Below are 8,647 nucleotides of genomic sequence, written 5' to 3'. Positions count from 1 at the left end.
CCCGTCGACTCCGCTGCATGCCCCCCCCAGCCGTCCTCCGGACGTGCGGCGTACACGGACAACAGGACCCCCGCAGGAGGAGGCTCGGCGAAGACGTCACCGGCCGATACGGACTCATGCCACCGCAGCATCCGGACCACTGACACCAAACCCAGACAGCCAACCGGCCGCCGACCAGCACATAGATGGCTTCCACCGACGACACGCGAAGCCGGACGCCTCAGCGACAGATCCCCCGAACTTCACACCGCCCGTCCGCTGGTCGGGTTGATGCCGGTGACCAGCAGCGGCGCCGGCCCATCGTAGGCGAACTGTCCGAGTGGCACGACGGGTGACGTACCGAGGACATTGGTGACCCGGACATCCGCGATGCCGACTCCGTCGGGCACCGTGGCGGTGATGGAGGTGCCACCCGGGGGGATGGTGAAGTCCCTGCACGGGATGGGGCCGAAGTCGAGGAGGCTGCCCGGGGCGAAGCCGCTGCCTTCGATGAGGACCGTGCTTCCGCTCTTGCCGAAGCTGGGACTGACGCTGGACACCATCGGCCCGGAAGGGGAGAGGAGAGAGGTCTTGAGCAGGCCGAGGTAGGTGTTGTTGGCGTGCTGGTAGGTGACCTGCCCCATGAAGTCCGCCACGGTGCTGTTGGTCAGCGCCGGGTCGTACGTGGAGTAGCTGCCGTCCGACGGCAGCTGCTGCCGCACACCGGGCTGTACGTAGACGTTGCCCTTCGGGAGTCCGTTGAGTACGTCGAACAGGTGGTGCACGGTGATGTTGCCTGCCGGGCCGGGTGACGGGTACCACTTGTCCTGCTTCACCTCCTCCAGGTTGTCCCAGGCCAGTGGCACCGCGTCCCAGGCGTTGACGTAATGGTTGTTGCTGAAGGGCAGTCCGTTGACGTAGGTCGCGAAGCTCTGCAGGCCCGCGGTGGGGGCCGCGAAGGTCTCGAGGGCGAACTGCGGGACGTTGGTCCAGCTCTGTGCCTGCGTGTACAGGTAGGGGGCGAGCATGGTGGCGATGGAGCCGCCCAGGCTGTGGCCGGTCACGTACACCGTCGGCCGTGGTGTGGCGGGCGCTGCCTGGACCAGGTCGGCCAGCGCCCGCGCCAGTGTGGCGCCCTGGTAGGCGAACGCCTCTTCCGGCACGGCGACGCCCAGCACGTCCCCAGGCGGCCGTGGGATCGAAACCATGGTGGCGACCTGCGTGAACGCCGTCATGGCTCCCTTGGCAACGGCGACCGGTGTCGGTGAGCCGCTCGCGGTGAACGGGACCACGGTGCCGACATCGAGGTCCTCCAGGATGTCGGTGATGTTGCCGACCGTCCCCCGCGCGACCACCGCGAACTGGTTGGAGCCGTCGATGCTCCTCGCGATGTACGCCATGTTGTCGTCGTCCGGGCCGAGGGCGATCCAGGCGAGTTGCCAGCTGGCCTTGGTGGCCAGCCAGAGGGCGCTCAGTTGCTGGGAGATGCCGGCGGCCACGCGCCACGTCTGCTGGTCGCGGGCCTCTCCCGACGGTCGGGGGGTCGCTGCGGTGGCCGCGAGGGCGGACAGCGTCATGCAGATCTGGGGCGGGGTGGACGGGGCCATGATCACTCCTGGGTGCCCGGGGCGGTAGCGCCCTCTGGCGGACCGCTGGTGGGTCGTCGGCTGTGTCGGCGAACCGGCGCGCGCGTCGGCCCGGTGGGGGCGGACGCGCAGCCGCGGTCCCTCATTCGGGTGATGTGGTCCGTGACTTCTGGGCCGGGACGCCGGCGTGGGTTCGGCGTTCCTGTACGTCTTGGCGGAATCTGCGGCGGGGCTGTGTGCTGTCCCTGATGTGGTCGAGTTCGGCGATCAGGGTGGTGAGGGGTTCGCCGGTGTATTCCAGTTTGACAACTTTTCCGGAGTTTTCGAGGTACACGGGTGGCGGGAGGACGTCGTTGCCTTCGTGGCCGGCGGAGTACATCATCCAGGCTCCCAGGCGTCGCAACAGGTGCGTTTTGATTTGAGGCACTTCAGTTCAACGATGTTCCGCTGCGGAGGGATTGGGCCGTTCGGGGGCCAGTGCGGAATGTGGGACAAGCTTCATGGACGGCTGGGGACGGCCAATCGAGTGGCGATGAAATCGGAGCGGAGCCGAACATGGCGTCACGCGTTAAGTGCGGTATGGAACCGAGGCAATTGTGGGAACGGCATGCGGTGCTTGCGAGGGCTTTTTGTATGAGCGACGACCATGTGCGGGAGACGCAGGTGTCGCTGGATGAGGCGCAGGCCAACCGGAGCCAGACGCTGGCCGCGTTCGCCGTGACCGTGGGCAGTGACGGGGTGGTGGCGGGGCTGCTGGGCCTGCAGGAGCGGGAGGTGCGGCAGGCCCGGCGTTCGGTGGGCAAGGAGAACGCGCGGAGTGTCGCCGATTCGCTTCTCGTCCCCCCGGCGCGTCCGCAGGACGACGCTGTCCCGGAGACCTATGACTCGTTCGAACCGCCGGTCGCGGGACAGGCCTACGCCCCGGCGGCGTCGGCGGGGCCGGGTCCGCAGGGGTCGGCCTATTGGCGGGCTCAGGCCGCGCAGGGCCAGGCCGCTCAGGCTCCGCCTCCCCAGGCGCAGCCGCCTCAGAACCAGCATCAGGCCCAGCAGCAGCCTCCTGTTGTGCAGGAGTCGTACGACCACACGGTGCCGCCTGTCAGGCCGCCCGCGCAGGGCCATCCCACGCCAGGTGGGCAGCCGTGGACGGCCGCGCTGGACGCGTTGCTGGTCAACAGCTGGCAGCAGGGCCTCGACCTGACCGTTCTGGCCAGTCAGTTCGGGCTGGAGCTGGTGCAGTTGGTGACTCGTGTGCAGCAGTTGTCCGCCGAGGGGCGGCTGAGCGAGCAGCAGGCCCGGGAGTCGGGCCGCCACCGGCGTTCCCGTGGCCAGACGGCGGTCGAGGACGATCCCGGGTACGACGAGGCGCCTTCGGAGCACCACCGGTATACGCTTTCCGGTGTCGGCGCCGTGCCGTCGCAGCCGCTGGCGGGTCATCCCGGCGCCTGGACGCAGGACTACTACGAGCCGTATGTTCCGGCCGATCCGCAGACCGTCGCGTACAACTGGGACGGGATTCTCAACCACTGGCAGACGGCGTCCCACGGTTCGCAGTAGGTCCTGGCGCGAGGCGGCCGGCCGGTGGGGGCGGTGCGTGCTCCGCGCCTGGCCGGCCACCGCACTCGGCTGTTCGGTGGCCCCGTCCGTCGTGGGGCGCGGCGGCTCGCCGTCGGCCGGGAATTCCGTCATATGACCTTGAAGGCGTGCATCTGCGGGTAGGACGTCCATTCGGTACGGACCGTACAGTTGGGCGTCCTAAGGAAACGTTATTTCATGGTGTGGGCCGCCGGGGATATTTACCGACCTGCTCCGCATAAAGCTGAACGCGCCGCTTTATGCGCCTTTATTGCGCCCCGCTATTCGGTGTAACATCCGGCACAGGAACGTTATTTCTAGTTCTCGGCAGGGCCTCACGCGCACTCCACTCGTTCCCTCAAATGTCCAGAATGTGCACCCTCAGGACTCGTGGAGTGAAATTGCTATGGCTGTAAGCTGGGCGAGACGTATCGCCATCATCGAGCCCGCCCCCAGAACTGTGCGGTACGCCCGCTATCTCGCCCCCCACTGGAAAGGGCTGACGCGCCTGGAGAGCGATAATTGTATTGGTCTCTTTCCAGCAGTGCTGCTCTTCACCCTGGCCGCTCTTGCTGTTTTCGGTGCGGGCGGCGCCGGACTCGCATGGCTGGCCGACGAACTGACCGGGCACCGCCGGCTCGCCTACCTGTGGCTGGCGTTCGACGCCTTCACCGGTGCGTCGGTGGCGTTGTCGTACTGGTTGGTCAGCCGCCACGCCCTGCGCTTCTACGAGGCGGAACCCACCTCCTCCCCCACCTGGCGGCTCGTCACGATCGCCAACACCGCCTGGCGGTGCCTCCCCGCCTGCCAGCGGGACGCCCAGAAGCCACGGCTGCGGGCCATCAACACCGCCGCCCGTCTGCTGCTCACCGACCCGGACGACTCCCACACCCACCGGGTTCTCACCGAACACGCCGACGCCCTGCGCCGTCTCGCCACCACCGTGCTCCACGAGACGCAACAGGAGCAGCAGGAACAGCAGGACCATCAGGAGCAGTCGGAGCAGGAGGACGTGGCCAGTCCCGCCCTTCCCTTCGCACGGTCGGAACGGCTGAAGGCAGGCCAGACCGCGCGTGCGCAGTAGCGCCGTCCGTCACGAACACCCGGGCTGACGTCGGGGCCCGGATGTCCGGCGCAGGTGCTGCCGGCCCTTCTGCGACGCCGCGCCCCCACACATCGGCGCGTCGCCGCACAGCCGTGCACGACGCACGTCCGGCGCCCGGGCCTCAGGGCCCGGGCCCCGCCGGGGTGCTCCCGGGACGTACCGGTTGTGGCCCGAGCCGCCCGAAAGTCCGGGCCACCGGCCCTCCGACGTGAATTGCGTTGAACTTCGTACAACTGAAGTGATCTCTGGTGTGTCTGACTGTGTGTATGGGGGTCCAGAGCGCCGGGGGGCTGCTCTGAGCAAAGGGGACGCGGGTTCGTCGCGCTCCTGCGCCACCCCGTAAACGTTCGGGAGTAGCAGCATGAGACGTCACACACTCGTACGCAGTGCGGTCGCCGTGGTCACGGCGTTCGGACTCGCGGGCGCGATCGCACCGTTGGCCGCGGCTCCGGCCTTCGCGGCCGACACACCGACGGAACTGACCATTCCCGCCGAGCGCACGCCCGATGGCGCCGCGACCGTGATCAACGGCGCGGGCGAGACCGGTTATCTGTCCGGCTGGGCCAAGGTGGGCTTCAGCTGGACGTCGTATGCGGACGGTTCCACCGAGCGGATCGTCCTGCCGGAGGGCAGGGAGACCGCCTGGGGGACCGGCACCGACGTACTCGTCCTCACCGGCAAGGACACCTCCTCGGTCGTCCAGCTCAACATGAAGGACGGCACGCGGCGGACCGTGCCGCTGCCGCAGGGCCAGCGGTTCGCCGGGACCTTCGGTGACGTGGTCGTCAGCCAGGGCACGCTCGGTATGCGCGTGCAGTACTGGGAGGACGGCACCCTCCAGGAGAAGGCCGTCAGCGGTTCGGGCACGCTGGAGTCGCTCTACACGGGCAACAAGGACGGCATGCTCGTCCAGCAGAAGATCTCCGGGATGACGCTGCTGTGCTGGCTGGGCAGGGACGGAGTCGCCCGTTCCACCCACCTCACGACGGACGGGTACGACAACGGCCGGATCGAGGTCGGCGGTGACCGCCTCGTCCAGTGGACCAAGGACGGCAAGGCGTCGGTCTGGAAGACCTCGGACTTCTGGTCCGCCACCGACCACCTCACGATCCCCGGTTACGACGGCGCCCAGCTGCTCGGCGCGGTCGGGGACAGCGTCCTGGTGGCGCGCCGCGTGTCCACCGGCGGGCAGGAACGTTACTCCTCGCTCGACTACCGCGTCGTCGCGGTGCCGCTCACCGGCGGACCCGAGCGTGTCGTACTGGAGAAGGCCACCGCGATGGCCCGCTTCAAGCCCGACGGGACCATGCTGATCGGCGCGGTCGTCGACGGCCACCAGGGCGTGTACGCGGTGGGCTCCTCGCTGGAGGCCACCCGGGTGCGCGAGTCGCCGTCCCTGGCCTCGGTCCCCAGTGCGCTCGCCGTGGCGCAGGGCCGGCTGACCACGGTGGACCGGGTCCCCGACGAGGACGGCGGGCACACCCGGCTGAGCGGGATCGACCTGTCGGTCACGGGTCCGCTGAGCGCCGGGCCGCGTACCGACCGGGGCGCGGACGCCGCCGAGTTCCCGGTGGGCGGCACGCCCGACATCCAGGCCACCGGTGACGGCCGCCTGGTGCACCGGCTCGCCGACGGCACCGTGAAGGTCCTCGACGCGGGCGCGAAGCTGCCCGCGCGCACCCTGGGTGTGAAGGCGGACGTGCTGCGGGTGTCCGGCCGCTACCTCGCCACCTGGCGCAAGGACGAGCGTGTCCAGGTCACCGACCTCGACACCGGTTCGGTGGTCCACACCGGTCTGTCCTCCCCCAGCTTCGCCCTCTCCGGCAGCACCCTGTGGATGGGCGACGAGCCCGGCCGGTCGCGGGCCTTCGACGTCCGTACGGGCAGGGCGACCGGCAAGGACATCATGGCGCCCTGCCTGACGACGTCCCTCCAGGCGCAGGGCACGGACGTCTACTGGGAGTGCGACCGCGACAAGTCCGGGGTGTACGACACCCTGACCGACAAGAACACCGTGCTGCCCGCCCACGAGGGCGCCCTGCTCGGTGACGGTTATGTCGCCTGGCAGAAGGACGGCGTACTGAACGTCACCGACCTGCACGGCACGAAGGGGACCCACCAGGTGGGCAAGCCCGCCGTGGCCGCGCCCGGCCTGGGCTGGAGCGTGGACCGCTTCGGCGGCACGGTGGCGTACGTGGACGCGCAGGGCGACACCAAGGTGGCCCCGTCCGGGGTCGCCGCCGCTCCCGTCGCCGCGCTGGACACGGACTTCCCGTCGGGCGTGGACGCCAAGTCGGCCGCGCGCACGGCCCGTTGGTGGGCCTCGAAGCCGCTGGCCTCCTGGGACCTGTCGCTGGTGAACCTCACCACCCGCGACACGGTCCGCACGGCCACGGGCGGCGAGACCCGCGGCGTGGTGCGCCTTGACTGGGACGGCAAGGACTCCGCGGGCCGGGACCTGACCCCGGGCAGGTATGCGTGGAAGCTGACCGCGGTCCCCGCCGACGGCGGCCCGGACCAGGAGGTGACCACCCCCTTCGATGTGAAGGGCACGGTCAAGTCCGCCCCCATCTGGCGTGACTACATCGCCAGCCCCGTCGACTTCGCCGACCTGCTGGCCGTCACACCGGGCGGTGTCGCCGACTTCCGCGAGGGCGACGACGGACAGCTCGACGGAAAGGTGCCGGGCGCCGGCTGGACGGGCGCGGACACCATGTCGGCGGCGGTTCCCTTCGACGACGTCGACGGCGACGGCACCAATGACGTCCTGGTCCGCCTAAGCAGCGGTGAACTGCGCCTGTACAAGCCGGCGGGCAAGGCGCTGACCTCGGCGACCCCGTACGCGAAGATCGGCGGCGGCTGGAACATCTTCGACGTGCTGACGTCCCCCGGCGACATGACCGGTGACGGTCACGCGGACGTGCTCGCCCGCGAGGCGTCCACGGGCGACCTGTACCTCTACGAGGCGAACGGCTCGGGCAACTTCAAGGCCCGCGTGAAGATCGGCACCGGCTGGAAGTCCTACCTGCTGGCCGCGGGCGGAGGAGACCTGAACGGGGACGGCAGGGCGGACCTCATCGCCCGCGACTCCTCGGGCGTCCTGTGGCTCTACCCCGGTACCGGCAAGGGCACCCTCGACACCCGGGTGAAGCTCGGCGGCGGCTGGCAGGTCTACGACACGCTGGTCGGTGTCGGCGACATGACCGGGGACGGCAAGCTCGACCTGGTCGCCCGCGACACGACCGGCGTGCTGTGGTCCTACGCCGCGGACGGCAAGGGCAACTTCTACGGCCGTAACAAGGTCGGCGGGGGCTGGCAGATGTACAAGTACCTCTTCTGATCCCTCGTTTCCCCGCCTTGGGCGGGTGTTCCCCCTGCGGTGCGGGCCCGTGCGTTCATGCACGGGCCCGCGCCCATGTGCGGGCCCGTCTTCACGCGGCGGGGCCGGCGGGCACCCGTACTGCCGCCAGTACCGGCAGGTGGTCCGTGGCCGCCCGCAGGTCCCGTTCCCGGATGCCGGGCAGGCCCATCGGTACGCCGCATCCCAGCACCTGGACGCCATGGGTGGCGAAGACCGCGTCGATGCGCTGGAGCGGGTCGCCCAGCCTGGTGGTGTGCTCCCGTCCCCACGGCTTCGTCGCCCAGCCGTCCTGGAGGGACCCCGCGAGCAGCTGGAAAGTGCGGCCGTCGGGGCGGTCGTTGAGGTCGCCCGCGGCGACGGCGTACGGCACGTCCAGGGCGGCCAGCCGGTCCAGGAGCAGCCGTCCCTGCTCGTACCGCTCCTCGTCGTCGATGCTCAGGTGACAGCTGAGCACCCCGAGCCGGGCCCGGCCGAAACGCAGCACGGCGGTCGCGAAGCCACGCTGGTGCAGGCCGGGCGTGCGGGGCAGCAGGACGTCCTCGGCGCGCTCCACGTGCGCCCGGAGCGAGGAGAGGATCATCGGGCCCGAGGCGGTGGCGCCGCCCGTGACGTAGACGAGCCCCGACGCCTTCGCCAGGCGCGCCGCGGCCTTGCGCCAGCGGAAGAACCGCGGCGCCTCCTGGACGCAGACCACGTCGGGGCGGCAGGCCCGGATGACGCGGGCCAGCGCCGGGACTTCATCTCGCAGGGAACGGACGTTGTAGCTGAGCACCCGTACGACCGCGGAGCCGTCGGGCTCCGTCGCCGACATGGGCAGATCCTCCACGCCTTCCCCTCCCTTCCCTTCCCTCCACCTGGCCTCGCTCGGCCTCGCCGGGCCTCCGCTCGACTCGGCCCGAGCATTCACGTGGGCGCCGTCACCGGGGTCAGCTCCGGCGTGAGTACCAGTCGAACCGCAGGCAGACCCTGCCGCCCATCCAGTACTCGACCCAGGAGCCCAGGTCCATCGGCTGGCAGCCGGTCGGGAGGGTCGGGCCGGTGGGT

General features: G+C 70.0%; 6 protein-coding genes. 3 read left to right on the top strand and 3 right to left on the bottom strand.

The window, feature by feature from the left end; all coding sequences use genetic code 11:
* Window positions 1-242: 242 nt before the first annotated feature.
* Together ACJA3G_RS23030 and ACJA3G_RS23025 are read right to left on the bottom strand one after the other, a co-directional pair.
* Window positions 243-1,586 carry a lipase family protein gene (locus ACJA3G_RS23030; protein WP_406554926.1) on the bottom strand — a complete coding sequence of 448 codons (1,344 nt, stop codon included), beginning with the start codon at window positions 1,584-1,586 and terminating at the stop codon, window positions 243-245.
* A 121-nt stretch (window positions 1,587-1,707) separates the two neighbouring features.
* Window positions 1,708-1,947, bottom strand: coding sequence for a hypothetical protein (locus ACJA3G_RS23025; protein ID WP_406554925.1), 240 nt, complete (start codon window positions 1,945-1,947; stop codon window positions 1,708-1,710).
* Window positions 1,948-2,198: 251 nt separating this feature from the next.
* On the opposite strand from ACJA3G_RS23025, the gene ACJA3G_RS23020 reads away from it, so the two are divergent.
* The 3 genes from ACJA3G_RS23020 to ACJA3G_RS23010 all read left to right on the top strand — a co-directional run bounded on the left by ACJA3G_RS23020 (window position 2,199) and on the right by ACJA3G_RS23010 (window position 7,582).
* Window positions 2,199-3,119, top strand: coding sequence for a hypothetical protein (locus ACJA3G_RS23020; RefSeq protein WP_406554924.1), 921 nt, complete (start codon window positions 2,199-2,201; stop codon window positions 3,117-3,119).
* Window positions 3,120-3,543: 424 nt separating this feature from the next.
* Window positions 3,544-4,221, top strand: a complete 678-nt coding sequence (locus tag ACJA3G_RS23015; RefSeq protein WP_406554923.1) for a hypothetical protein — start codon at window positions 3,544-3,546, stop codon at window positions 4,219-4,221.
* A 382-nt stretch (window positions 4,222-4,603) separates the two neighbouring features.
* Window positions 4,604-7,582: an FG-GAP-like repeat-containing protein gene (locus ACJA3G_RS23010; protein WP_406554922.1), complete on the top strand. Its 2,979-nt coding sequence runs from the start codon at window positions 4,604-4,606 to the stop codon at window positions 7,580-7,582.
* 91 nt (window positions 7,583-7,673) lie between these two features.
* Here the strand turns inward: ACJA3G_RS23010 and ACJA3G_RS23005 are convergent, their stop codons facing one another.
* The gene (locus ACJA3G_RS23005) at window positions 7,674-8,414 is read right to left on the bottom strand and encodes an endonuclease/exonuclease/phosphatase family protein (RefSeq protein ID WP_406554927.1); all 741 of its coding nucleotides are present in this window, start codon (window positions 8,412-8,414) and stop codon (window positions 7,674-7,676) included.
* Window positions 8,415-8,647 lie beyond the last annotated feature (233 nt).

Source organism: Streptomyces sp. YS-3 (genome assembly GCF_045257485.1).
GTDB lineage: Bacteria > Actinomycetota > Actinomycetes > Streptomycetales > Streptomycetaceae > Streptomyces.
The sequence above is the reverse complement of the archived record's forward strand: the minus strand, read 5'-3'. Positions and strand labels throughout refer to the sequence as shown.

What these genes read in the sequence shown, in the direction of transcription:
- ACJA3G_RS23030 (WP_406554926.1), bottom strand. Translation starts at nt 1,586, where the DNA reads ATGGCCCCGTCCACCCCGCCCCAGATCTGCATGACGCTGTCCGCCCTC.
- ACJA3G_RS23025 (WP_406554925.1), bottom strand. Translation starts at nt 1,947, where the DNA reads ATGATGTACTCCGCCGGCCACGAAGGCAACGACGTCCTCCCGCCACCC.
- ACJA3G_RS23020 (WP_406554924.1), top strand. Translation starts at nt 2,199, where the DNA reads ATGAGCGACGACCATGTGCGGGAGACGCAGGTGTCGCTGGATGAGGCG.
- ACJA3G_RS23015 (WP_406554923.1), top strand. Translation starts at nt 3,544, where the DNA reads ATGGCTGTAAGCTGGGCGAGACGTATCGCCATCATCGAGCCCGCCCCC.
- ACJA3G_RS23010 (WP_406554922.1), top strand. Translation starts at nt 4,604, where the DNA reads ATGAGACGTCACACACTCGTACGCAGTGCGGTCGCCGTGGTCACGGCG.
- ACJA3G_RS23005 (WP_406554927.1), bottom strand. Translation starts at nt 8,414, where the DNA reads ATGTCGGCGACGGAGCCCGACGGCTCCGCGGTCGTACGGGTGCTCAGC.